The 25,004-nt window shown below is 50.8% G+C and carries 25 protein-coding genes; 11 read left to right on the top strand and 14 right to left on the bottom strand.

Annotated elements, in window-relative coordinates; translation table 11 throughout:
* The first annotated feature begins 153 nt into the window (after nucleotides 1-153).
* The 7 genes from ACR6HW_RS09135 (at nucleotide 154) to ACR6HW_RS09105 (ending at nucleotide 6,284) form a co-directional block, all read left to right on the top strand.
* Nucleotides 154-1,740, top strand: coding sequence for an ATP-binding cassette domain-containing protein (locus tag ACR6HW_RS09135; protein WP_455730826.1), 1,587 nt, complete (start codon nucleotides 154-156; stop codon nucleotides 1,738-1,740).
* The gene (locus ACR6HW_RS09130; protein ID WP_455730825.1) at nucleotides 1,741-2,274 is read left to right on the top strand and encodes a dihydrofolate reductase family protein; all 534 of its coding nucleotides are present in this window, start codon (nucleotides 1,741-1,743) and stop codon (nucleotides 2,272-2,274) included.
* A 496-nt stretch (nucleotides 2,275-2,770) separates the two neighbouring features.
* On the top strand, nucleotides 2,771-3,241 hold the full coding sequence (locus ACR6HW_RS09125) for a class I SAM-dependent methyltransferase (RefSeq protein ID WP_455730824.1): 471 nt from the start codon (nucleotides 2,771-2,773) through the stop codon (nucleotides 3,239-3,241).
* A 189-nt stretch (nucleotides 3,242-3,430) separates the two neighbouring features.
* Entirely contained in the window at nucleotides 3,431-3,580 is a 150-nt protein-coding gene (locus tag ACR6HW_RS09120; protein ID WP_455730823.1) for a hypothetical protein, read from the top strand.
* A 321-nt stretch (nucleotides 3,581-3,901) separates the two neighbouring features.
* Complete coding sequence (locus ACR6HW_RS09115; protein ID WP_455730822.1) at nucleotides 3,902-4,600, top strand: hypothetical protein; 699 nt, start codon at nucleotides 3,902-3,904, stop codon at nucleotides 4,598-4,600.
* Nucleotides 4,601-4,617: 17 nt separating this feature from the next.
* Nucleotides 4,618-5,517 (top strand): ABC transporter ATP-binding protein, encoded by a 900-nt coding sequence (locus tag ACR6HW_RS09110; RefSeq protein WP_455730821.1) that lies wholly within the window; start codon nucleotides 4,618-4,620, stop codon nucleotides 5,515-5,517.
* Nucleotides 5,514-6,284 carry a hypothetical protein gene (locus tag ACR6HW_RS09105; protein ID WP_455730820.1) on the top strand — a complete coding sequence of 257 codons (771 nt, stop codon included), beginning with the start codon at nucleotides 5,514-5,516 and terminating at the stop codon, nucleotides 6,282-6,284. Before ACR6HW_RS09110 ends, ACR6HW_RS09105 begins: the two co-directional genes overlap by 4 nt.
* A gap of 82 nt (nucleotides 6,285-6,366) precedes the next feature.
* Here ACR6HW_RS09105 and ACR6HW_RS09100 read toward each other — a convergent pair whose 3' ends face one another.
* From ACR6HW_RS09100 to ACR6HW_RS09050, 11 genes are all read right to left on the bottom strand, one after another.
* Nucleotides 6,367-6,846 carry a hypothetical protein gene (locus ACR6HW_RS09100; RefSeq protein ID WP_455730819.1) on the bottom strand — a complete coding sequence of 160 codons (480 nt, stop codon included), beginning with the start codon at nucleotides 6,844-6,846 and terminating at the stop codon, nucleotides 6,367-6,369.
* Nucleotides 6,847-7,045: 199 nt separating this feature from the next.
* Nucleotides 7,046-7,810 (bottom strand): ABC transporter permease, encoded by a 765-nt coding sequence (locus ACR6HW_RS09095; RefSeq protein WP_455730818.1) that lies wholly within the window; start codon nucleotides 7,808-7,810, stop codon nucleotides 7,046-7,048.
* The gene (locus tag ACR6HW_RS09090; RefSeq protein ID WP_455730817.1) at nucleotides 7,807-8,712 is read right to left on the bottom strand and encodes an ABC transporter ATP-binding protein; all 906 of its coding nucleotides are present in this window, start codon (nucleotides 8,710-8,712) and stop codon (nucleotides 7,807-7,809) included. Before ACR6HW_RS09090 ends, ACR6HW_RS09095 begins: the two co-directional genes overlap by 4 nt.
* Nucleotides 8,712-8,912: a PLDc N-terminal domain-containing protein gene (locus tag ACR6HW_RS09085; RefSeq protein ID WP_455730816.1), complete on the bottom strand. Its 201-nt coding sequence runs from the start codon at nucleotides 8,910-8,912 to the stop codon at nucleotides 8,712-8,714. The genes ACR6HW_RS09090 and ACR6HW_RS09085 overlap by 1 nt, the downstream gene beginning before the upstream one ends.
* Complete coding sequence (locus tag ACR6HW_RS09080) at nucleotides 8,905-10,026, bottom strand: helix-turn-helix domain-containing protein (protein WP_455730815.1); 1,122 nt, start codon at nucleotides 10,024-10,026, stop codon at nucleotides 8,905-8,907. Before ACR6HW_RS09080 ends, ACR6HW_RS09085 begins: the two co-directional genes overlap by 8 nt.
* Nucleotides 10,027-10,234: 208 nt before the next feature.
* Nucleotides 10,235-10,594 (bottom strand): YccF domain-containing protein, encoded by a 360-nt coding sequence (locus ACR6HW_RS09075; protein WP_455730814.1) that lies wholly within the window; start codon nucleotides 10,592-10,594, stop codon nucleotides 10,235-10,237.
* Between the two features lie 443 nt (nucleotides 10,595-11,037).
* Nucleotides 11,038-12,126: a sigma-54 interaction domain-containing protein gene (locus ACR6HW_RS09070; protein WP_455730813.1), complete on the bottom strand. Its 1,089-nt coding sequence runs from the start codon at nucleotides 12,124-12,126 to the stop codon at nucleotides 11,038-11,040.
* Entirely contained in the window at nucleotides 12,123-13,091 is a 969-nt protein-coding gene (locus ACR6HW_RS09065; protein ID WP_455730812.1) for a transcriptional regulator, read from the bottom strand. Before ACR6HW_RS09065 ends, ACR6HW_RS09070 begins: the two co-directional genes overlap by 4 nt.
* Nucleotides 13,092-13,244: 153 nt before the next feature.
* The gene (argH, locus tag ACR6HW_RS09060; RefSeq protein WP_455730811.1) at nucleotides 13,245-14,633 is read right to left on the bottom strand and encodes an argininosuccinate lyase; all 1,389 of its coding nucleotides are present in this window, start codon (nucleotides 14,631-14,633) and stop codon (nucleotides 13,245-13,247) included.
* A 14-nt stretch (nucleotides 14,634-14,647) separates the two neighbouring features.
* Complete coding sequence (locus tag ACR6HW_RS09055) at nucleotides 14,648-16,186, bottom strand: Na+/H+ antiporter NhaC family protein (RefSeq protein ID WP_455730810.1); 1,539 nt, start codon at nucleotides 16,184-16,186, stop codon at nucleotides 14,648-14,650.
* Nucleotides 16,187-16,738: 552 nt separating this feature from the next.
* On the bottom strand, nucleotides 16,739-17,722 hold the full coding sequence (locus tag ACR6HW_RS09050) for a helix-turn-helix domain-containing protein (RefSeq protein WP_455730809.1): 984 nt from the start codon (nucleotides 17,720-17,722) through the stop codon (nucleotides 16,739-16,741).
* A gap of 139 nt (nucleotides 17,723-17,861) precedes the next feature.
* Between ACR6HW_RS09050 and ACR6HW_RS09045 the strand changes: the two genes are divergently transcribed.
* From ACR6HW_RS09045 to ACR6HW_RS09030, 4 genes are all read left to right on the top strand, one after another.
* Entirely contained in the window at nucleotides 17,862-18,467 is a 606-nt protein-coding gene (locus tag ACR6HW_RS09045; RefSeq protein WP_455730808.1) for an MptD family putative ECF transporter S component, read from the top strand.
* Nucleotides 18,464-19,186: an energy-coupling factor transporter transmembrane component T family protein gene (locus tag ACR6HW_RS09040; protein WP_455730807.1), complete on the top strand. Its 723-nt coding sequence runs from the start codon at nucleotides 18,464-18,466 to the stop codon at nucleotides 19,184-19,186. The genes ACR6HW_RS09045 and ACR6HW_RS09040 overlap by 4 nt, the downstream gene beginning before the upstream one ends.
* Entirely contained in the window at nucleotides 19,187-20,575 is a 1,389-nt protein-coding gene (locus tag ACR6HW_RS09035) for an ABC transporter ATP-binding protein (protein ID WP_455730806.1), read from the top strand.
* 345 nt (nucleotides 20,576-20,920) lie between these two features.
* Nucleotides 20,921-21,115, top strand: a complete 195-nt coding sequence (locus ACR6HW_RS09030) for a DUF4177 domain-containing protein (protein ID WP_455730805.1) — start codon at nucleotides 20,921-20,923, stop codon at nucleotides 21,113-21,115.
* A 222-nt stretch (nucleotides 21,116-21,337) separates the two neighbouring features.
* Here the strand turns inward: ACR6HW_RS09030 and ACR6HW_RS09025 are convergent, their stop codons facing one another.
* From ACR6HW_RS09025 to ACR6HW_RS09015, 3 genes are read right to left on the bottom strand one after another with little or no spacing between them, the layout of a single operon-like run.
* Nucleotides 21,338-22,849, bottom strand: coding sequence for an STM4011 family radical SAM protein (locus ACR6HW_RS09025; RefSeq protein WP_455730804.1), 1,512 nt, complete (start codon nucleotides 22,847-22,849; stop codon nucleotides 21,338-21,340).
* Nucleotides 22,850-22,859: 10 nt separating this feature from the next.
* The gene (locus ACR6HW_RS09020; RefSeq protein WP_455730803.1) at nucleotides 22,860-24,128 is read right to left on the bottom strand and encodes an STM4012 family radical SAM protein; all 1,269 of its coding nucleotides are present in this window, start codon (nucleotides 24,126-24,128) and stop codon (nucleotides 22,860-22,862) included.
* A 15-nt stretch (nucleotides 24,129-24,143) separates the two neighbouring features.
* The gene (locus tag ACR6HW_RS09015; protein ID WP_455730802.1) at nucleotides 24,144-25,004 is read right to left on the bottom strand and encodes an STM4013/SEN3800 family hydrolase; all 861 of its coding nucleotides are present in this window, start codon (nucleotides 25,002-25,004) and stop codon (nucleotides 24,144-24,146) included.

The raw sequence follows: 25,004 nt of genomic DNA, 5'->3' as shown, positions 1-25,004 counted from the left end.
TTTCACCTGAAAAGCCCGTCAAGTGGTAGAGAACTTGGCGGGCTTTCCCTTGTAAAGAGAGCAAACCTTTACAAAAATGTTGACAAAAGGGCGAAAAATGAATAGGGTAATAAAGCTGGGTAGTGAACCGAAAGTGATTTACAAGGAGGTGTTATGAAACCATTCATCTACAAACACAAGGGCAAGCTCTTGTTGTCGATTTTCTTCGGCATTGTGGCCAACAGCCTCGGGGTGGTGCTGGCTTATGCCATGGGAAACCTCACCAATGCCGCCATTGAAGGCACTTGGTCGCCGCTGCGTCTAAACGCGCTGCTCACAGTAACGGCCATAGTGGGCATGTTTGTGTTCAACAGCCTCGATACATATTTCAACCGCCTTTTCTCTAAAAAGGTACTTTTGGATGTTAAAGCGGCCATTTTTGCAAAGCTTTTAAAAGGGCGGCGAATGACTGTGGAAGCGTTGCCACAGGCGTTTGTTCTCAACTTGTTTCAAAGCGATGCAGATACTCTGTACAAGTCTTATCTTACCGCACTGAGCACAATTGTCGGCTACGGGTTTAAAATAGTGATTAGCCTCGTGGCGCTGTATTTTATAGATGCGCAGCTCTTCGGCGCTTTTGTAGCCGTTTCAACGGTGCCGCCCCTATTGGTTAGAGCGCTGAAAAAGCGTTCGTCACATGCCTATGAGCGCTTTTCAGAAAGTGCCGCATCGTCTTTAGAGGCGGTTAAAGAATTTGTTACAAGGCGCAACACCATTGTAGACAACGGTGCCGGCGAGGGGTTCAAAGCCAAGATGGGGGCTGTTGATGCTTCATACGAACAGCGTCGATTGGTACGTGAGGTCGTCGACCGGGTCGTGGTGGAGTTGAGCAGTTCCATCGGGATGATTGCGCATATGGGCTGTATGATTATAGCGGCGGTTCTGATTGTCAGAGGGGACATAACTGTGGGAGCGATGATTGCTGGGACCCAGTTGCTCAATTTCGTCTTTTCACCTCTCAACGCCTTGTTGTCGCGCATGACGCATCTCAAAGCTACAAAAGGGGTGCGCGCACATTACGAACAGGTATTGGCCATTGAGGAGAGCGGTTCGGGACGGCAGTTCGAAAATGGTGCGATTGAGTACAAAAGGGTATCTATTGACTACGAAGGCAAGGAAGTGGTGCAACCGTTTAGCTACACGTTCGAGGCCGGTAAAAAGTACGCGTTTATCGGCCGCTCCGGTTCCGGTAAAACGTCGCTATTAAGTGCGCTGATGGGCAAAGTGGCGTATAGGGGTGCTATTGAAATCAACGGCGTAGACGTACAGACGCTGGATTACGATGACTTGCTTCGTCACGTCGACTACGTTGCGCAAAACCCGTTTGTGTTCAACGACACCATTGCAAACAATGTGCGCTTAAATCGGCCGCTCGCTGTTGAACCGGCGGCTCTAGCACGTGTCAACTTGACACCGGCATTTTTCAGTCGTCCAGAGGCTGTGGGCACCGGAGGGGTTAAACTCTCAGGGGGCGAGCGACAGCGTCTCGCACTGCTGCGGTCGGCTATTCGACCGTCTTCCATTGTTATCTTTGATGAACCCACCAGTGCCCTCGACCCCGAAAATGTGGCGTGGGTGCATCGCTTTATCTTAGACTGTGCCGATAAGACGGTTTTTGTCATTACACACGACCGTCGGGCGGCGTATCTATCAAAATTTGACGGCATTATTGATCTAGACAGGTTACAAGGAGGTGTATAAATGGGCAAGATTGTACTGAATTTGGCAATGAGTTTGGACGGTTACATCGCCGACCCGGACGGCGGTTTCGATTGGATTAAAGGGGAAGACGGCAAGGGGCTAACCTCAGGGGAACCGTATGATTTTGAGGCCTTTTTGGCGTCTGTCGGCACCATTGTTATGGGTGCCAAAGCTTATGAAGACTGTCCGGCAGAAGCGTTTGAAACATTTAAGGACAAGGCGATTGTGGTGGCCACATCGAGACCGCTTACAGGGGGCGACAATGTGACTTTTGTAAATGGCGCCATCTGTGAACACGTCGTCGCTCTTCAGGAAGCCAGCGAAGCGGCCATATGGATTTACGGCGGAGGCGGACTTGCCGATGCGTTTATTAAAGCCGATGTTATTGACACGTATATCGTCGGCGTAATCCCCATTATCCTAGGTGAGGGCAGGCCATTGTTTTTAGGGGGTACGCCGACGCTGCCGCTGCACTTGGTGTCACAAGCCGTCAGCGACGGTATTGTTTTAATGACCTACAATCGAATGCGTTAAACAGAGTGAACCCGCTGACGGAGGACTGTTGTCAGCGGGTTTGTTTTGTGACCAGTCAATGGTATACAGCCTAGGTTCCCCTCAGCACGTGTTTATTGCTACCAAAACCTGTGGTTATAAAGCTTTTAGAAAATAACCTCATGGGGAAGTATATGATAAATGCCTATGTTAAATTTCATAAAGAATGACCAAAACATCTCTATTTCTAATGTAGCTTCCACCAATGAGTTTGTAAATATTTATAAAATAAGGAGCGATTAGAATGCTTGAAATGATTCTATTGAAAGGGGCATGTAAAAAATGCTAAAATTTAAGAGTGCCATTTAAATTTTCATAGAATATGAAAAAACAGCACTCTTATAGTCACTATAAAAATAACATAGAATTTAAGTTGTAGGGGAGAGAGCGGGGAAAACCCTTTGACTTACTCGACGCCCTTTAGCGATTATTTCAAAATCTAGCAGTGAATAAATAGAAAGGAAAGAGTGAAGCCACTATGAGAATCATAGAATCTATTTGTAAGGAACTTGAGTTGTATCTGTTAGGTAAAAACGTTGTTGAGATTGCATGTGGAGAAGCAAAATTTTCACTTGAAAGCGCTAAGTATGCAAAGCGTGTAACCGGAATTGATATTGAGTCTGTCCGACTGGAACGCGTGCAAACGTGTCCAAGCAATGTCGAGCTATTACAGTACGATGCACTTGAACTGAATTTACTCAATCAATCGGTTGATGTGGTCGCTTGCATGAACGGGCTGGGGCACATGCAGAGTATTTTCTGTGGCGTATTAGAAAGCGCGATGGAGAAAGTTGGTAAGGGTGGTCGTATTATTTTCATAAGCAGCTGGAAAATGGATCGTTTCTTTGTTGGTGATAAAGTCATGCCGATTCTGGAAACCCGTAAAGATATCATGGTAGAAGAAATCAAGAGAAAGGAATACGACATTCAAATCCTCACGGTTGTGTAATGGATGAGTCAAATGCTGGTTTTGAGAAAAAGAGTTTGTGATGAGTTAATCGCTATAGAGCGCTGTGTATGGCGCGCTTTGAGGACGGATACTTGTTCCACGGTGCTTTCTTCAGGAACAGGCACTTGCTAGTCAGTGGTTGTTGGACAGTTTAGATTTTGATGAGCAAACTTTTTACTGGAGGTCGATATGCACATCTATTTGTTTATTTATGCCGGGTTGCTATTGGCTCTCCTCTACACCGGCATCCTTCAAAACCCAAACATTAGTCCACTGCTGAAATCAGCACCTTTTATAGCACTGGCGCTTCACAAGTGGTGGCGAGAAAGAAAGTCTTAAGGGGCTGGCAATAATAAAGAGACCGATAAACGCTTGACCGCAGTGATCGGTCTTTAGCCTTTTTTGGCGGTTTGACTTAAGCATACAAGTGATTGGTGAGAGGCTGTTTTTAAGTGAACCCTATATAGTAAAATATGTTTATCTAGTACAAATCATAAAAAATTAAACAACGGTGATATTGACAATCGTTTTCACAAACGGTAGTATATATTTGTAAAAAAAATGAAGAGGTGATACTAAGTGCTAAAATTAATTCAAGCGGATTTGTATAGACTGGCCCACAGCCGAATGATACATATAACATTTTTACTTTGTATTCTCATGTACATATTAATTGATTTACTTGAAGTCCCTATCATTATAATGAGTTACAACAATCTCCCAGAAGTGAATAGTTTAAAAAATGGCGCCTACGGCATCTATTATGGTATTGGCACACCGATGAACATCCCACTAATGGCGCTGCCGATTTATGTTTCAGTCATGGGGCACGACTACAGTTCAAAGACCATTTACAACACACTGGCTTCGGGATACACGAAAAATGACTATTTTTTAAGCAAGGTTTTTGTTACAGTTATCACTACCCTTGTGTTTTACTTATCACTCGTTTTTATTCCGATGGCTGTTGGGACGCTCTTGTATGGATTTGGTTTACAAGAGCCAATGGGGCTTTACTGGAAGCGGCTACTGATTACGCTTATTTTTCAAGGGGGCTTCTTGTCATTGTTTGGACTTATTGCGCTGGTTATATGCGTATTTGTGCAAAGTACCTCTAAGCTCATCGGTTTTTACATCATGGGCTTGATAGGGTTTGGAACCTTGTTTCTCATGACCCTAATGAATGACAGCTGGATAACGGCAAGGTATTGGTTTTACCAGTACTGGATGCTAGGTGTTATTGAAAACGAGGCCTTTGGCATACAAGAGTACACTGTTATGACGTTTATGTTAATAACAAGTTTATGTATTTTCATTGGCATTGGGCTCTTAAAAATAAATAAATCCGATATTCATTAATGTTCAGGGGAGGGAATATGATAGAATGCAAAAATGTACATAAAAAGTATGGAAAAGAATATGTTTTGAAGGCAATCGACCTCAAAGTTCCCGAAGGATCAATTTATGGCTTGATTGGGACAAATGGCGCGGGGAAATCCACCTTGATTAAGAGCATTATGGGGATTGTCAATCACGATCGAGGGCATATTAAGCTAATGGGGAGAGAGACTGAGTTTCATAAGATATCTAAAAAGAAAATAGGGACTTTGTTTGAAATCCCCGCTTTTTATCCCAATTTAACAGGGTTACAAAATCTCGAGTATTATAGGCGCTTGTTTGGTTGCAAGGACACAAAAGCTGCGAAAAAAGCGCTCGATATGCTGGATTTGGTTGATGCAAGCAATAAAAAAGTTAAATTTTATTCTCTGGGAATGAAACAGAGGTTGGGCATTGCTTTAGCCATAATGAATCGGCCGAGACTGGTTATTTTAGATGAACCCTTAAATGGACTCGACCCAGTTGCAATGGCAACAGTAAGGGATTTGATTCGCAGATTGAATAGAAAGGAAGGGACCACGTTCTTAATATCAAGCCATAATTTACCGGAGTTGCACTTGGTTGCAACCCATTATGGCATTATAGACACTGGAAGATGCCTCATGGAAATGACACATGAACAGCTTGAGGAAGAACTCAAGGGCAACCATTGCTTGGTGTTCAGTGACGCAAGTGAGTTGGAGCAGATAGAAGCTCTTGATGGGCTATGTGGTGGCATAAAAATTGATGAAAACAGCATCGTATTTTCTAAACAAACAGATATTTATCAAGTCGTACATGATTTTCAGCAAAAAGGATTGTCATTTAAAAGGATTGAAAACTATGAAATGGCCTTAGAGCAGTTTTTTAGAGTGGTGCTAATGAGGCATACTATATGATTGCCATAGTAAATGCAGAGCTCTATCGGCTAAGAAAAAGAAAGAGCATATACCATACACTGTTCTGGGTTTTTGTCTATTTTGTCGGGCTGAGTTTGGTTCAAAAGAGATTGATTTTAGTAGGCTACTCATGGGATTTAACCAGTAGCGTTTCTTCAGGGGTCAACTCAACGCTGTATGGCTTGAACACATGTTTTAACCTGTCACTATTGTTGTTGCCGCTATTCTGTTTCTTCATAGCCGATGACTACACGTATCGAGTTGTCGATGTGTACATTGGGCGTGGCGTCTCGAAAGCAACCCTCTATGCCTGCAAGTTTTTTATTATTACGATGCTCACAAGTGCTTGTGTGTTCATATATATTTTTATGACTTTTTTTATAAATACTTTGGTCTACGGTGCAGGAGACAGCATTTCAGTAGGCGTGTTTTTTCAGAACATCTTTGGCGTGGCAGTCATACATATGGCACTATGGGGTGTTTGGAATGCCTATACTTTAATCGTAATTGAGTTGACGAAAAATAAAAACTCTTTTATTGTATTGTACCTGGTCTCAGTATTTTTGGGAAATTACATGACGATGATGGGGGCGGTTAGCAACCGGTTTTACTTTGTGAAATTTGGAACCGTTCAATACTGGATGGATGCCTCGGCTAACTTTTACAGTTTTAATATAGAGCTTGTGATGGGCGTGTGTGGCTACGTATTGTCTTTTGGAGTGATGGCGTTTTTATTTTTGGCTAAGTTGCTCAAAACCAAGGCCTAACCCTCCAGTGGCAGACTTGAATAGGCCGTATTATTGTGTGAACAATAAACGGCCTAAGTGGTAGGTTCGGTCAAGGTGAGTCTTATTCTAGAGTAGACGTATAGGATTGGAGACCATCATAAGTTTTTAGCTGCCCTTTTATCAAACCGGTTTCGTCGATTTCTTTTACGGTTATATCGATTTTGTAGCGGCCTTTTGCAGAGGGCAAGTACATTAGAGAGAGGGTGTTCAATGTGCCGTCATATTTTTCGTAAGTGAGTTCAAGGGCGTATTCGTTGCCATCGTAGCCATCGAGATTCAAGTAGGCAGTCTCAGTGCTGTTGGCGTCTATAGCGGTCCATGACGTCAGAGGATGTGTTTGAGTTGTTTCCACGAGGGTAAGCGTCGGTGCTTTAATGGAAGTCGCCGTCGCGTTCTCAAATGAAAAAGTTATCCCCTTTGAGAGGTTGCGATACTGCCAACGCGTGTACAAATCGCGGCCAATACTCGATTGGGACAATAGAACACTAAGCACTAGAGCAATGACAGCACTGAAAACGAGTCGTTTTTTACCAAATTTCATAAAGCCCTCCTTAATCACTGATTTTAAAACACGTTTCCTATAGGGTAACATATAATAATGGGATTTAAAGTTAAATTTTAAATAAAACAACATTTTAGGTGGTGGCACCTTGATGAAATAATAAAAGGCATACCGTCTACATTAAAAAGGGTATGCCTTTTGCTATTAAGAAGTGTTGGCTCTCGATAGGTGAACTTCTCTAAAACCCCCGCCTCTTAAACCACCAAACGGCACCGAACAATAGGGCGGCTGAAAGCGCGATGGCAATGCCCAACGCCGGCAAAAAATCGCCGAGAACTTGTGTCCCCGACACAATGGCCATAGGTGCAGACAAAAGAGACAGCGGGTTGTAAAATCGCGTTTGCGGCAGAAATTGAATGAGGAGCAAAGGCGCGAATGCTGTAAAGAGATAGAGCAGCGCTGTACTCTCCCGCCGACTTACCGTAGAGACGCCTACGAGCAACGCCAACAGAAAAGCAAAAAAGATATAGAGGCATACCAGTGCGCTGAACACAGAAGTCGTAAAGGCCACTGGGAAATAGAAGCCCGTATAGAGGGCGGCGATGCCGGTACAGACGACATAAGCGCCTGTAAACACCGTTAGGGCAGCGGCGTATTTGGCCCCTATAATGGCCGAACGCGGAACGCCTTTGGTGAGCAGGTTCACAAGTGTGCCGCTTTGGTACTCCCGGCTCATTGTACCGATGTATAGCGCTATCATGAGCAGTAAGCCAAACTGAGAGAAATTCTTAAAAAATTGGCCGTAGCTGTCGACCCAAGTGGGCGCCGCCAAAGTCAATTCCATGGACTCGGGCAAAAACGCTTCGAGCAAGTTTGGCATGTACACGGCGATGAGCGGACTGGTAATGCCGATAAATACAAACACAGCACCAATAATGAGGAGCTTGTACGTCTTCAGCTGTTCAGCCAACTCCTTTTTATAAAACACGGCGAAAGATCTCATGACGTCACCTCCATAAACAGCGATTGAAGCGACTGGCGCTTAACCTCAAAGGAAAGGATAGGCAGTGCAGCTTCACCGAGCAGTGCGAGAAGCGTTTGAGAGGCACTTGGCCCGTCGTCGACATCACAAGTGAGGTGGAGCCCTGAAAGCGTCGTATTGTACAGCGGCTGCGAGAGTTTTGCAAACGCCTCCGCCGCATCGGGGGTGTAAAATTCGATGGCAATTTGCCGGCCGTCAGCACCCACGGCGTGCATCGGCCCTTCAAAGGCGAGTTTCCCGCCGTGGAGGATGCCAATGTGGTCGCAAATGCTTTGAACATCGCTGAGAATGTGCGTCGAAAAAATCACAGTGGTCTCTTCTTTAATCCGCTGTAAAATCGTAAGCAGTTCGTGCCGCCCAATGGGGTCCAGTGCAGAAGTGGGCTCGTCGCATATGAGGAGCCGCGGGCGACCGATAAGCGCCTGGGCGATTCCAAGGCGTTGTTTCATGCCCCGAGAATAGCCACCGATTTTCTGGGCCACGCCGGTCAACCCGACTTTTTCGATGAGCTCGTCCACAGGGGCAGTGCGTTCAGCGCCGCCGGCAATCACGAGTTTACGGCACAAGTTCAAGTACTCACGGGCCGTCATGTATTCATAAAAGGCGGGGACATCGGGCAAGTACCCGATGTGCTTGTTTGTTTTGGCGCCTCCGAAGACAGCGGGTTCACCGCAGACTGTAATCGTGCCGGCATCTGCCGGAAGCAACCCCAAAACAGCCTTCATCGTCGTAGTTTTGCCGGCGCCATTTTTACCGATAAACCCGTAGACTGCGCCTTTTGGCACTTTTAGACAGAGGGCGTCGAGAACCGTTTTATCGCCGAAGCGCTTGGAGAGGTTTTGTATGGTTAAGAGATCGTCCATTAAGTATCCACCCTTCCGAACAGCAAGTAGCCAATAGAGCCAAAGGTCTGAATAAGGAGGATAATCAGCACCCAAATCGGCACATTGAGCACGCGCACTTTCTTGCGTTTGTATAGGTGGACGAGACAGAAAATAGCCAGTCCAAAATGCAGCAGCGCAAACGGCACCACTATGGGCAGTAAATTTTTTAAATCAGTCATGGATAATCGCCTCCAATCGTTTCAATAGCTGTTGAAAAGTTGCGTTTTCGGCCAATGCGGCAAAAGTTGGGTCCTTTGCCACAGCATCGTAAAAAAGCCGTCGGGTCAGGACTTCAGTAGTCGGTGACAAGGTCCCTGTGTACAAGTGATCGGACAGCCAGTCGTCGATGTCGTCAAAATAGGGGTTGCGGTTCAGCACAACGGGAAAAGTCGTCGATTCCACAGCGCGCACATAGCGGGTGAGATGCGTTAGCGCATCGTCCGGAGCGCCGCCGGCAACCGCCACCTGTGCGGCGATGAGGTGAGTGGCGTATCTGGCGTTGGTGCCGTTGTGTTCAAGGCCGAACGCCGCTATAACCGTTTGAAGCTGGTCGTAGATTTTATCGTGCGCTGCCGGATCGCCTGCATTAATCGACTGGTACATCAGCAAATCGTTCACAAGCGCCATCAGACTTTGATAGAGGTTGATTTGTGCACAGCGTTTGGCGTCCCTTATACGCCCGGTGGCGAGGTGAACCTGTCCAATGAGACTGCTCTTAAGACCGTGTGCGTTCACCGTAGGCGTTTCGCCGAGAAGGGTGTAACAGCGTTCAAAATCGCCTTTTTGAAGAGCCACAAGTGCCATCAGCCCCTCGGCGGTACTTCTGAGAAACGTGTCCTCGGTTAACGTCAACAGGTGTTCAGAAAGCGCTTCAGAGCGACCGAGCATATGGCGCCGCATCGACGCGTCTTTAGAAACGAGCCCGTAGTTTAAAAACCATTGAGCCATGGCAATCACCAACTCAGGGCAGGCGTAGTACTTCCGAAGGGTCTGTTCCACCTCAGCTTCAAGAACGGCCCACGCTTCCGTTTGAAACCGCTTGCCATAGGATTCATACAGCCCCTTAATGGCCTCCGGCGCCAAGGTGGGCGCGTACCCGAACAACTCGTCCATGGTGATGTTATAAAAAGTGGCAATTTCCGGGAGCATCAGAACGTCCGGAAAGCTCTGCCCAGTCTCCCATTTGGAGACAGAAGCTTTTGAAATGCCGAGGTATGCGGCAACGGCTTCTTGGGTCAGCCCCTTTTCGCGCCGTTTGGCGGCGAGCACTGCACTCATGCGTATCGATGTCATCGGTTCATCCTCCTTTTTCTCTATTGTACGCTCAATCGAATGCGCTGCGCAAGGGAGCGTCAATTGACTTTGGTAGAAAAAATCAACTGTTGGTTGACAGCGGGCACTCATCTGTCTTTATACCCCTCTCAAAGGGCGACAAAAAACAAAAAATGCGGCTTGGGGAATTTCCTCAAACCGCATTTTATTTAAACAACAAACGCTGTTGTTAAAACCGGCTGCCAAATGGCAAAAGTGCCAATTGCGCCAGTTTGAAATGTTGCATGCCAAAGGGGATGCCCACAATGGTCACACAGAGGAGGAGCCCTACGCCCAAGTGAAACAGGCAGAGTTCCCATCCGAGAAAGATGAGCCACAAGATGTTGCCCAGCAGGCCACCGGCACCAAAGTGACCGATTTCTACTTCTCTGCCAAATGGTGTGAGGGTGAGTCCTGCTATTTTAAAGCACTGCATACCGAAAGGAATGCCGATGACCGTGATGCAGAGGAGCACCCCGGCAATGGTCCATCCAATGGCGCCTATCAAGCCGCCGAGCAGTATCCATATAAGATTTCCGAGTAATGACATATTTTCGCCTCCGTAATGTTCTATAGCTGTATTTTAACAGGTCGAGATTGGATAGAGGTTAATGGTTTATTAGAATTTTGCAAGGGGGGGACGGTTCTTTTGTGCCGGATTCCACTATTATATTCCATTTATTCCAAAACAGCAGTCGCCACTCAACCACAGGTGTATGGCGGCCTGCACACATCTTATTCCATTTCAAGAGCACAAATTTTCACCTCGTAGCGCCTATTGTAACAGCACAAATGCCGCCGGAAGCCGTACACAGGCGCCTGCTTGTAAGTGGCAAGCGCTGGGGCCCTTCGCGAAAGGGCAACTTGCCGATAAGAGAGTATCAAAATCTTGTATATCCATTGGAATAGGCGGGAGTTGCCCCAACGCTTGCCCGAGAAAAAACGCCTGTGGCGCCACCGCGCAACAGGCGTTTTATGGTAAAATTTAGTGTTTTACGGCACAAAAGAACCGTCCCCAAAAAAAGCGAGCCCTTTGGCTGTAATCTTCGTTCCGGCACGCCCTTTCGAGATATGGGCGTAGCCGTTGTCTGCCAAGCGCTTTAAAATCGATCGTATCTCTTGCTCGGACAAGTTGAGATTGTGCATAGCCGCCTCTTGGCAGAGGTGTTTTCGCCCGATTTTTCGCCTGTCTCTGTGCGCCCGATAGAGCGCCGTCAAAACAAACGTGTATTCCTCAGCGGCGTAGTGACCGCCGAGCGCCTTTAAATCGGCGGGCTTGAAAGTGGAAACAGTAGGCGCTTCCCGCTGAAGCAGATGCTTTGGCAGGTGCCACACATCCACATGGGACTCGCCGATATTGCAGAGGTACTCGACGTAATTCATCAGTTCCCGCACATTGCCCGGCCACAGGTGACCGCAGAACGTCGCGTAAATCGCCTCAGAAAACACCACGGTGTCGTCAAAAGCCGCCTTATAGTAATCCACCAGCGGCACGATGTCCTCGCGGCGGCTTCTGAGCGGCGGCAATTCGAGGGGGAGGACATTGAGCCTGTAGTACAGATCTTCCCTGAACACCCTGTCGGTGACAAGCGCCCTCAAATCCTGATTGGTGGCGGCGATAATGCGCACGTCCACATCGATTACCGCGTCGCCGCCAATGCGCATAAAGTTCCGTTCCTGAAGAACGCGAAGCAACTTTTTCTGAAGCAGCGGCGTGATTTCCCCGATTTCGTCGAGAAACAGCGTCCCCTTGTGGGCGAGCTCAAAAAGCCCTTGTTTGCCGCCTCTTTGGGCGCCGGTAAACGCGCCGTCGGCGTAGCCGAAGAGTTCGCTTTCCAGCAAATTTTCCGAAAGGGCGGCGCAATTCACTGCCACAAACTGAAAGGCCCTTCGCACCGACGCGTTGTGAATCGCTTGGGCAAACACCTCTTTCCCCGTGCCGCTTTCGCCGGTAATCAAAACAGAAGACGTCGATTGCGCCATTCTCGAAGCCGTTTTTACCGCGCGCTGAATCGCGGGGCTGTCGCCGATAATGGCGTCAAACGTGTAGCGCGCCACATGCCCTTTTCCCAACAGCTTCACGCGTAGAGCGTGTTTTTTTTCTCAATTTCCGTCAGTTCATCTGCTAGGACGATGACCCCGTACACCTGTCCGAACTCCACAATGGGCAGTACCGATACCACCACATGGGCGCCGCCAATGGCCACAATGGCCTCGCGCACCTCAGGTGCGCCGTCTAGGACGCTTGTGTAAGGCACATTTTCCAAAAACGGCTGTGCACATGCGCCGACGCCGCCGGATTTAGGCAGGTCGAAAATCGATCTGGCGCGCTGGTTGTAAGCGTGCACCACGTGGTCGGCAGTAACGATAACAATGGCTCGATCCATGAGTTTGAGCAACATGTCCAGTTGTCGGTTCAGCGTCTGGTTTTTCCCGAGAATCGCTTCGGCGCCGTAGCCGGCGGAGGCCAAAGACATGGCGTAAGAGACGAAGGCATCGCTCTGTAAAACCGATTCAAGGGAGAGCGCGTTGGCAATGGCGATAACCGTGTTGAGGTCGAGAACACGGTGCCCGATGTCGATGTGCGTCGTAAACTCAGGGGGAATGAGACGGGATTCGCCAGGGGTAATGGCGAGCGTCACATTGGACAGCGGCGCAGAGCCGGGATAGACGGGCATCAGTTCCAAATGCTTGATGCCGAGTTGATGAATGAGAATAATGGTCTCGATGCAGACCTTGTAATTGAGATTGACAAGTGCCGCCTTGGTGTCGTCGGGCAGCGCCTTTAACGCCGTCAAGGCCTTTTTCGTAATGGTGTAGTCGGCGACGATGATTTCGGCGTCGTTCACCACGCGTTCCAGCACTTCTTCGTAGATGGTAAAAGAAGAAATCAAAATGAGATCGACATCGATTTCAGCGGGTTTACCGCCGTCAAAATAGATTTCCTCTATAGTGAGCGCGTCGCCAAACAGCCCGTGGACAATCTGCTTGTAAATGGCCACCGAATAGGCGTGGAAGGAAACAATCGCGAGTTTTTTCTTAGTCATAGGCATCACCTCCCTCCTAGTTTAGCGCAAATAGACGGGCAATTCAAATTTTTTGCACCCCCGCGCTGCACCCCTGTGCCGTAGAGGCTTACAGAACCAAGCGGCGAAAAACCCCCTCCGACAAACGGCATCGGAAAGGGTCTGTCAACAGTGTTATTGGGCTTTAATTGCGGCTAAAAAGTTGCGGCCCGCTTCGATTTGTCTGAGGACCTCAACAGGTGCCGTGCCGCCATAAGAAGTGCGGCGGGTGACACAGGCGCTCAGGGAGAGGTCGGGGAGCATGTCGGCGCTGAGACCGGCGTCGATTTTGGGGAAGTCTGCGGGCTGAAGGTGTTCGAGCAACAAGTCGTTGGCCTCGCAGTACCGCACCATTTTGCCCACGAGTTCGTGCGCGCTTCTAAACGGGATGCCGATGACGACGAAGTGCTCGGCGATGTCGGTGGCGTTGATAAAGCCCTTGGTGAGATGGCGTTCGATGACGTCGGTTTTAAACCGGGTCTTTTCAAGCATTCTGGCAAACAGGGGAATGGCGGCCCTCAAGGTCTCGACGGTGTCGAACAACGCTTCTTTGTCCTCTTGAAAGTCTTTGTTGAAGGCGAGGGGTTGTCCCTTGGACACAGTGAGCAGTGCCATGAGGTTGCCGTAGACGCGACCGGATTTGCCGCGAATCAATTCGGCGATATCGGGGTTCTTTTTCTGGGGCATGATACTGCTCCCAGTGCAAAAACTGTCGTCGATGTCGATGTACCCAAAGGGTTGGGCGTTCCAGAGGATGAATTCTTCTGAAAAACGGCTCAAATGGGTGATGCACAGGGCGCCGCAGGCGAGAAATTCTGTGATAAAGTCCCGGTCGCTAACGGTGTCCATGGCGTTGTCGCTGACGGCGCTAAAGCCGAGGAGTTCCGCGGTGCGCTGTCTGTCGATGGGCAGTGTCGTACCGGCGAGGGCGCAGGCGCCCAGCGGACAGATGTCCACCCGTTTGAGGCAATCGGCGAGGCGTTCGATGTCGCGCTTGAATTTTTGAAAGTACGCCATGAGGTGAAAGCCAATGGTGACCGGCTGTGCGTTTTGAAGGTGCGTGACCCCGGGCATTAAATCGGCCGCGTGTGTCGACGCCTTTTCCAGCAGTACCGACTCGAAGTCGATTAAAGCGTCTGTCAGCGCGCCAATGGCGTCTTTTAAGTAGAGGCGCATGTCGACGTTGACCTGATCGTTGCGGCTTCTGGCGGTGTGCAGTTTTTTGCCCGTGTCGCCGAGCATCTGAATCAATCGGCCCTCAATGGCCATGTGGATGTCTTCGTCTTCGACGCGCCACTGGACGTTGCCGGCATCGATGTCGGCCTCAATGATTTTGAGGGCCTCGACAATTTGCTCGGCTTCCCCAGTGGTAATAATGCCCTGTTCGCCGAGCATGGTGGCGTGTGCAATGCTCCCTCTGATGTCATAGGGGTACAGGACGTGATCGAAGCCGATGGAAGCGTTGAAAGCCGCCACTGAGGCGTCCATGGATTTTGAAAAGCGGCCTTGCCATAAATTTGTCATAGAGATTTTCTCCTTTAGTTTGATAAGCGTTCGATTTCAGCCAGCGTGGGATTGGCCATTTTTTCGCCGAAGCGTTTGGACAACAGAACCACGGCACAGGTCATAGCCACAACGGCTGCAAGCAGTGCCCAGACACTGCCGGTGATGCCGGCGACGACGTAGGCGAGAAAGCTGACAGTGCCGTTGAGAAGTGCGTAAGGCAACTGGGTCTTCACATGGTCGATGTGGTCACAGCCCGCTCCTGTGGACGACAAGATAGTGGTGTCGGAAATCGGCGAACAGTGGTCGCCGAAGAGACCGCCGGACAAGACGGCGCCGATGCAGACGTGGAGCGGTGCGCCAAGGCTGATGGCCATTGGAATCACCAGCGGCATCATAATGGCGAAGGTGCCCCAAGAAGAGCCGGTGGCAAAGGACATCAGGGCGCCGATGAGGAAGACGAGACACGGGACGGCCCAAGCGGGCAAAGTGCCCTCAGTGATGTCGATAATGAAGTTGGCGGTGCCGAGGCCTTTGCCCACTGCGCCAAGGGACCACGCCAGCACGAGGATTACTGCGACACTCATCATTTTGCTCATGCCGCCGTAGTAAATGTCGAGGCTCTCTTTAAAGGTTTTAACTTTGTTGAAGCACATGAGGGCGATTAGAGTGAGTGCAGCGAAGAGGTACCCGGTGCTCAGCGCCGTTCTAAAGGCGCTGCCCGCCACTTTTTTGAAGGGAAAGCCCAATGGGGCCAAAATGCCGAACAAGGTGACGAACAAGACGAGGAGGGGGAGCCAAATGAGGATGGCCTTGCTGCCGGGCACTTCTTCGGCGGCGGTTTGGCGCATAGGCGTGGCGTTTGGCCAAAAAGTTTCACCGGTTTGCAAGGTGCGTTTTTCGGCTTTGGCCATGGCGCTGAACTCGTAGCCGGTAAAGGCGATAATCGGCACCATCAGCACGGCGAGAATCGGGTAAAACTGAAAGGGAATGGCGCTGATAAAAGCGGACCAATCGGATTCCGCAACACTGAGCACTTCAAACTCTTTTTGAAGCAACCCCATGACGTAGACGCCCCACCCGATAAAGGGGACGAGGACGGCCACAGGCGAGGCGGTGGAGTCGATAATCCACGCGAGTTTTTCCCGAGAAACCCTCAGCTTGTCGAAAATCGGTTCGAAAATCGGGCCGACGATTAGCGGTGTGCCGAGGTCTGAGAAAAAGACCACGATACCGCCTAGCCAAGCGCCGATTTGCGTTTTAAAGCGGTTGTCCACGACCTTGGTCATGGATTTTGCAAAGGCGGCGGCGCCGCCGGATTTCTCCATAAGGCCCACAAAGCCCCCGATGAATACGAGCAGCACCAAGACGCCGGCGTTGTAGCTGTCGGTGAGCTGTACAAAGAAGTAGTCCTGTATCATGGTCGTGACCCCGGCAATGGGATTGCCGCCGACGAGTATGAGCACCCCCACCAAGACGCCTGCAAAGAGCGCCGGTATGACGTTCTTCAGTTTAATGGCGATGAGAATGGCCAGTGCAACAGGCAGTATAGACAGTATGCCATAGTGTTCCATGAGATCCCCCCTTTTCATAAATGGTTGTATAATGGTTATCGCGTTTACTGCATTGCAAGTTAAGTGCCAACCCGTTGGTCACCGGCACAATGCGCCCATTGTAACGTCGCTAGGCGGTGCGGCGCCTACACAGTCGTTTTCAAATGGGTTAAACAGGGTGATTAGGCGATGGCCTCAACCTGTTTAAAACCAGGGGGGACGGTTCTTTTGTGCTCGATTCTACTAAAAATTACCATATAAACCAATGTACCCGTCGCCCTCTTTTACTTCTGTTTAGCGGCTTGTAGCCATAGTCCCCAGTGAATCAATGCGTTCTCAGAACCCCACTGAAAGCCGTGAACGCATGGGGACAAAAGCCGCCTGTCACTAGGAGAAGGCGCCGGCGGGCAAATGGCAAGTGTGGCGGCGAATTTTGTACCGTCACAAGGGGGCAGGGGATACCTATAGCACCGAAACCCGTTGGCATACAGTGGATTGGCCGCCACACCTGCCCACAGAAAAACGCCTGAGGCGCTACCGCGCAACAGGCGTTTTATGGTAAAATTTAGTGTTTTACGGCACAAAAGAACCGTCCCCCCTGGCAAAGCGTCGATAGGCAGTTGGCAAAAGGCCCGTGGCCTTTCGAAAGAGCTCGGCGAAGCGACTGGCGCTTTTGTAGCCCACGGCGTGCGCCACTTGAGCGATAGAGAGTTCCGTAGCGGACAGGAGATGTTCGGCTTGTGCCATACGGCGACTTTGGATGTACGCCGTCACCGTGCAGCCGTGCAACAACTTGAACGACCGCTTTAACTTCGTCGCGCCCATACAGGCGATTTGCGACAGGTGTTCGAGGCGGAGACATTCTGCATAGTGGACGTCGATGTAGGCCGTCACCGATTGTAAAAGCCTCTTGTCCACCTCTGACAAAGGGGCGCGTACAGCGGCGTCGCGGTTTTGTTGTCGCGCCACAATCAGCGCCACCGCCTCGGCGACCTTGGCGTCGTAAAACAGTTTGGCGGCAATCCCGTCGCCGTTGTAGTGCTTAATCTGCATAAGCAAATGCACCATTTCGGGAAAGTCGTCGGTCTCGTCGATTGTTTCAAACGCCTCATAGGGGTTGGCGTACACATCAGGGTAATGTGCCTTCAAATAAGACTCGTAATAAGCGGGTAGAATCTCAATACCGATGCTTTGAATGGGAACTTTCCCGTGCATAGTGGCCTTAAAGGGTCTATTGCCCCCAATAAAGCTCTTGACGCAGTTGGGGCGTAAGCGCCTGTAGGGGAACCGTTCTTCGCCGGAAATCGATTCGTAGTACGTCACGCTCAAACAGGGCGGCATGGCCACTTCCACCACGCGGTCTTCGTGAAAGGTAAAATCGTGTATTTTTATGTCGTAGAGGTTCTTTTGACCGTAAATCCAGTAAGTCCCGGAGCCGATGGCGGGGTCGATGGCCCAAAGGGTCCCAAGGGCGTCTTCGACTTTCAACTCAAAGCCGTTTTTCGCAAGCAGCGGCTTGTAATAGGCTTGTGTAATATTTTGTGAACCACCGGTCATCTCGTCCTCCTTGCCACGAATAGGCGCAAAACTGTTTGAAACAGACACAACTTCATTAAAAGCATTGTACAACACCCTGAAGCCACTTACAATACAAATGCTAAAGAAAATCATTATCACTTTACTAAGGAGGCAGTTTATGACCCAAGCGCACTCTCAAAGCAATTTAACCGTGAAGGACCTCGTCACCACGGGGATTTTTACGGCTTTATTTTTCGTATTTACAATGGTCGGCAGCATTTTGTTTGCGCCGAATCCCGTATTGACTTACCTTATGCCCTTTGGCGCGGCGCTGCTCACAGGGCCTGTGTACCTGTTGCTCATAAGCAAAGTGCAAAAGCGCGGCCCCATAGTCATCCTCGGCGTCATTATGGGCGCGCTCATGCTGATTACCGGCATGTACTGGATGTGGAGCGTCTTCTATGTCGTAATGGCCGTCCTAGCCGATTTTGTAGCGGGACTTGGGCGCTACCGCTCGAGTCGATTAAACACCGTCAGTTTCGCCATTTTCTCCATGAACCCCATCGGCTCGTACATGATGCTTTGGATCAACCGCGAAGCGTATTTCAGCTACCTCGTCGGCAAAGGCACCGAGTCGTCTTATGTAGAAACCATGGGCGCCGTGGCAAAAAACTGGATGTTGCCGGCCATGGTGGCGTCTATCGTCCTCGCCAGCGTCATCAGCTGTGCCGTCGGCCACAAACTGCTCAAAAAACAATTTGAGAAAGCCGGGGTCGTCGGATGATAGCAGCAGAAAAGAGAAAAAGGCAGGGTGAACAAACACTTGCCCTCGATCCCAGAACGTGGCTGTTGCTCATCGTCATGACCAACGTCGCCCTGTTCTTCGTCCCCTCAATGCGCGGCGAAGCCGTTTTAACCACCTTGGCACTCGTATTGGTGTGCCTAACCGGCGTCAGACGCCTAGCACTGAAAATAGGCGCCATCTACTTCACCCTGCTCATCGTCGATTACCTCGCCATTGTGTGGATAGGTTCGGGGGTGGCCGTATACATCGCCCTCTTTGCGCGGTTCATCAGAAAAGTGATGCCATGTGCGCTACTCGGCGGCGCCTTAATTGCCACAACCCGTGTCAACGCCTTTATGGCAGCACTGACAAAAATGAAAGTTCCGCGGCGCATTCTCATGCCGCTGACTGTTATGATGCGCTACATTCCCGCCATTGGAGAAGACGCTCGGAAGATTACCCATGCGATGAAAATGCGCGGTATTTCACCGACGCCTCTGTCCTTTTGTAAACAGCCGTGGACGACCATCGAATGCCTCTACGTCCCGATTATGTTGTCGGCGTCGAGGCGCGCCGATGAACTCTCTGCGGCAGCTGTGAGCCGGGGCATTGAAAACCCGAAACCGAGAACCAGCGTCCAAGTGGTGCGTTTCGGCGTGGTGGACGGCGTCGTCTCTACAGCGGCAGGCGTTGCCCTTATCCTTATTTGGAGGCTTTAAATGATAACAGTAAACGACGTGACTTTTGCGTACAAAGGTGCCTCGGCGCCGACGCTAAAATCGGTATCTCTCTCCATTGAACCCGGAGAATGCGTGCTGCTGTGCGGCAGGAGTGGCTGTGGCAAGACGACGCTGCTCAGGTTGCTCAACGGTTTGGCCCCGGCTTTTTACGAGGGCACACTTACCGGAACGGTAAAAGTGGCGGGGCGCACAGTTAACGAGACGCCTATGTACGAACTGGCTGAGAAAATCGGCATGGTGTATCAAAACCCCAGAAGCCAATTTTTTAATGTGGACACAGACAGCGAGCTGGCCTTCGGACTCGAGAACCTCTCGTTTCCGCGCCTTGAAATGTCGAAGCGCATAGAGGACACTGTTCGCACACTGGAGCTATCGCCGCTAATGGGACGCGATATTTACGCACTTTCCGGCGGGGAGAAGCAGAAAGTGGCCTTTGGCTCCATCTACGCCATGTGTCCCGAGGTGTACCTACTGGACGAGCCGTCTGCCAATCTCGACGCCGACGCTACCATTCGGTTGAAAGCACAGCTGAAGCTCTTAAAGGCGCAGGGAAAAACCATCGTCATTACCGAACATCGCCTCCACTATTTGCGAGACATCGTCGACCGAGCGGTGTACCTTGAAAACGGGGCGATTGTCGACGTAAGCACCGCCGCTTCATTTTTCAATCAGCCTGAAGACCAGCGCGTCGCCAAAGGCCTCAGGGCGCTGAAACCCAGCGAGCCCCACGAGAGTATACAAGCGCCCACCTCTGGCAAACGGCAGCTGAAAATCGAGGGCCTCTCGGCGGGCTACAACAAAAATGCCGTGTTCGGCAATCTTTCCTATGAGGCGTACGCCGGTGAAATCGTCGTGGTTACGGGGCGCAACGGCAATGGCAAGTCGACGTTTGCCCATGTGCTCTGCGGTCTAAAAGCGCCTTTAACAGGTGCGTTTTACCTCGACCACAAGCGCATGACGCAAAAAGCGCTGTTAAAAGAAGCCTACCTGGTCATGCAAGACGTGGATTACCAGCTGTTTGCCGACAGCGTCCACGCCGAATGCAAGCACGGCATCGCCAATGCATCGGATGCGGTTGTAGCGCAGGTGCTGAAATCACTCGACCTCGATGCACTCGCCGACTGCCATCCGGCCACGCTGTCGGGCGGTCAAAAACAGCGGTTAGCCCTTGCAGTGAGCATGGTGTGCGAAAAGTCTATTCTCGTTTTCGACGAACCCACAAGCGGTCTCGATTTCGAAAGCATGCAACGGGTCGCACAGTTGCTGCGCCGTCTCGCCGATATGGGCAAGTTTGTCTTTGTGATAACACACGACCAAGAGCTGATAACCACTCTAAAGGGACGGTTCTTTTGTGCCATAAAACACTAATATTTACCATTTGAGATGCCTGTACAAAGCGCGGCTGTGCCTTTAGTATAGGGGACTTTGGGGGATTGAGCGCGACGTTTTGCCGTCGCGCTTTTTACGGCTTTGTATGGCAACTATCGCTTTTGTAAAAATGTGATGTTTGCCAAAGGCACAGCTTATGTTGGGGCGCTCTTCACGGGCTAAAATGCGCTATTGATCAGTGGCGCTACAAATTTATAGGTGGAAATAATGTAAAAAAATAGTGCAATCGAGCACAAAAGAACCGTCCCTTTAAGCACTTTTTAATTCAATGTTAATAGGTGTGTGATACACTTTAGTTACTAAACTAAAAGGGGGCTAAGCCAAATGGATCAATGGGAGTATCACACGGAACAGTTCGAGACGAAGGGGTTTTCTGGAGGAAAGCTCGATATCGCTGCTTTTAACGCGCGACTCAACCAATTGGGTGCGCAGGGATGGGAGCTTGTAAACACTTTTGACACCAACATGGTGGATGGGATGTCGCGGTTCGTCGTGGCCGTGTTCAAGCGCATGGTTTAAAGGGACGGTTCTTTTGTGCCAGAATTACCTAAAAATTAACATTTCGAGTGTGTTGCAGACGGCTACATGCCTTGGAAACTGAGAAGAGTTGACATAGGAGACGGTAACAGCATCGTCGTATGTAGTTTAAACGGAGTGCGTCGTGCGCCTTTATCGGGCCGTCTGCGTTTATACTGAAAGAACCCCGCTGTTCGAAGGAACGGCGGGGTTCTTTATGGAAAATTATAGGGTTTTGCGGCACAAAAGAACCGTCCCCAAAAGTTCAAGGTCGAGCGTGTAGCCACAGTGCGCACGAATGGCCGGGGGCGCTGAAGGCATGGCCACAGAAAGGGGAAAATGTGCCAACATGACCGCATCGGTGTCGCTGTCGCCGACAGTCATGATGTCTGTAGAGCGCCAGTTGTACCGTGCACACAAGTGTAAAATGCCACTGAGTTTGTCTGCGGCTGCAGGTTGAAGATAGGCTTTGCCACCGTCGTAGACCATCCGGCTACCAGGCGGTACAGTGGGGAGGCGTCCGGCGTGTCCCGCCGGGATAACGAGGCGCACCGTTTTACCGGCACAGCTGTCGACGCGCCATTGTGGTGGGTGCGCTTCCTCAATAAAGCTGAGGTCGATGCCGCCGCTTGGGGCCTCGTCGGTCTGTGCATCAAAGTCCACAACATGTGCGCCGTTTGAGAAAACGCCACCGGAGAAAAACGGCAGCAGCGCCCTGAATTGGCGCCTGACATTGTCGTAATTTCTGGCAGTGGCAAAATAGAGCTTGGCACATTGGCTGAGGTATTCGAGGATTTTTAGCGTCTTCTCATTGACCATTCCCCCTGGGCAAAGCGTCCCGTCGATGTCGAGAAACAGGGCCTTTACCGCCCTTTTTTCAGGGAGGCGAAAGGGCAGCGTCCTGCCGAAAAATTGCTCGAGATTTGGGTCGGGAACGTTGTTGTAGGCGAGGTAACAGTCGCAAATTGGGCGTCTGCACGTAGGGGCAGCCACCAAAGCATCGAGGCCGCCTTTTAAGAAATGGCCGAGACTTTTTTTCACCATGTGACAGGGTTTGATTTCGCCGTCTGCCTCTATAAAGAACGCCGTTTTGCCGGCGCGGCACTCCGGCGACGGTCTCAACTTGTTGAACTCGTAGTCGAAAAACGGATCGATGGCGCAAAGCGCTTCTATTTGTGCTGAAGTATAGCGCCGCTTGTGCTTGGCCAGTGCGTTGAGCCATAGATAAACCGACGGGTGCAGTTTATCGCGCAGGGCGCGGGCTTCACAGAGGGCTTCCGGCGTGGGGGCGGCGACCATTCCGGCGCAGAGATCCACGTGTTTGGAGAGCGCATTGACTTTCTCGGAAAACGTGACCACATCGGTCATAGTCGGGTGATAAGTAGCCCAAAGCTTGATTTTATGGCGCTGGGCCCCAGCGGTTTTTAGGCGTTCGAGAAGGGTCTCTGCCTCTATGCTGAGGTTGGTCTGAACGCTTACGGCCTCAACCTGAGGCAAGTTCGACAGTCTGGCCATTGCCACCGCGTAATGGGGATGAATCAGCCCCTCGCCGTAAGGGGTGAGCAGTATTAAAAGGCGCTCGTCGAGGGGCAGTCGAGCGACGGCGTCAGTAAATGCCGCGAGGGCGTGTTGGTCGCGCAGGACTTCCGCCGGTGACGGCGCGTGTTTGGCAAAGGGACAGTAGCCGCAGGTGTAGTTGCAGGACGTGAGGACGCCGCGGTAGTAAAGCTGTTTCATAGAGGGCCTCCTACGTTGCGTGCATAAGCGCGCTGACGGCATCTGAGATAAACTGAGGTCCCAGTGCATCAGAGAGGGCGAGGCCCTCTGGCGTGAGGCGAATGCGGGCGCCGTCGCGCTGAGCGTAGCCGGCGTCAATCCAGCCTTTGACAAAGGGGAAATCCCTGAAGAAAGGCGAAAGAAAAAGTTTTTCGTAGTCGAGGACGTCGACGCCGGCGGTGTGCAAGATATTTTTAACGGCAAAGCGCCGTTTGATTTCGTCTTCATTGAGTCTGAAAAAGTGCTGATTGGTGAAAAAGGCCGTTTTGCTCGAATAAGTGTCGAGCAGTTGCAGGCACCGTTTGCCGTCTACAGTGTAAGGCTCGCAAAAGTGCAAGTCGTCGAGGTATGTCCGACCGCCGCAGCCGATGGCAATGCTGTTTTCAAAGCCGCAGCTCTCAGAGGAAGTCGGTGGTTTTTTGGCAAATCGGCGCATGGAGAGCTGATGGTAGCCGCTGTCCACAAGGGTATCCCGCGCCTGTTGATAAAATGCGCGTTTCGTATAATCATCCACATGAAAGGCGCCGTGCAGTTGAGTCCCCGGTTGCTGATAAAGCGGGTAGAGAAAGAGTTCGTCCGGTGCGTACTCTAGGGCCTTCTTCAATGAGTAGGCGAAGGACTTGGGCGTCTGTCCGTGGATGCCGTAGATGAGGTCGAGGTTGAGCACCGGAAAATCGCAGGCTTTCAGCAGTGAGAGGGCGCGTTCAGCGCTGTCTGCCGAGTGATGGCGCCTTAGGGCGTCCAGTTCGGATTGTACAAACGATTGAACGCCGATGCTCACGCGATGTGTGCGGTGCTCTTTGAGCACTTTGAGTTTGCCGGTGGTGGTTTCGTCCGGCGAGGTTTCGACGACAATGTGCTCAGGGGCGTCAAAGAGCTGTTCACCTAGGGTGAACACACGCTCCAGTTCGCTTTCGGAGAGCATCAAGGGCGTCCCGCCGCCGAGGACGAGGCTGTCGAAATGGAAGCGCCCTGCTCCCGCGTCTCGAAGGTGCTGATGCCACTGACGGGCGTGGCGTTCAAGGGCGTCGATATAGGCGCTGATGCGGTTTCTGTTGCTAGTCGGTACAGAAAATAGATTGCAATAACCGCATTTGCTCGAGCAAAATGGCAGATGAAAGTAGACCCCAAGTGTTCTGTTGACCAAACGGTCGAGTTGTCCCGGGAGATCGAGTGTGGCCGATGCTCTGTAGGCGGTTTTGTGCGGGTAGCTGTACATGTAGTGCTGGTATGGGTTCATGGGTTTCTCGTTTCTCTATAGGAAAAAGTGTTTGTACGGGACGGTGGACACGATGTCGTGCGAGTGGCAGTGGAAGTGGTAGCCGTCTTCGCCGTAGCAACTGCCGTGGTCGGAACAGGCGATGACGAAGGTTTTGCCGCGCGCTTTAAAGAGGTCAAACAGTTGCTGGATGCGCGCGTCGACGTACCTGAGTGCCGCCGCGTGTGTGGTTTTGTCGTCTTCCCGTGCCCCCTCGACATAGAAGGCATTGGGGTAGTGAATGGTGTCGATGTTGAGGTACATAAAGAGGCGCTGGTCAGGCGCGTAGCTTTTGAGTTTGCGCTCGATAAAGGTGAGCTGGTGGTCGAAGCTCTCTTTGATGTGGCAACTGAACGACGGGTGCCAGTAGCTTTTTTTAAAGAGACTCGGAAAGACGCTGTTAATGGGCGTGCGCTTGTTGAAAAAGCCGACGCCGCCGACGCAGAGTGTCTCGTAGCCCACTTTTTCGAGGCCTTCCACAAAGCTTGCCCCTTCAAACAAAAAGGCGTTTGGATGGGTTTTGAGGCTGGCGCTGATGTCCTTCGGCACGAAGAGTTTTTCGCGTTCAAACAACGGGTGCGGGTCCACGGGGCTTGGAAGCGCGCCGATAAACATAGCGGCGTGAGACGGGTACGTGTAGTTTCCCGGTGCGTGGCATTTTTGCCATTTGCCGTATTGGTTGAGCACGGGGGTGCCGCCGTTCGCTTCTTCTTCTGTGGCGACATCGTACCGTAAAGTGTCGAGGCAGACCATGAGAATGTCGTGGGTGCCGACGATGTCGTTCATATTGACGGAATACCGGGCGTTTTTAGGGTCGCCAATGACCTGCTTCGGTACTTCGTGGCTGATTTTTGTCAT

This window comes from Fusibacter sp. JL298sf-3, assembly GCF_053842995.1.
This window is presented reverse-complemented; position numbering and strand designations above follow the sequence as displayed.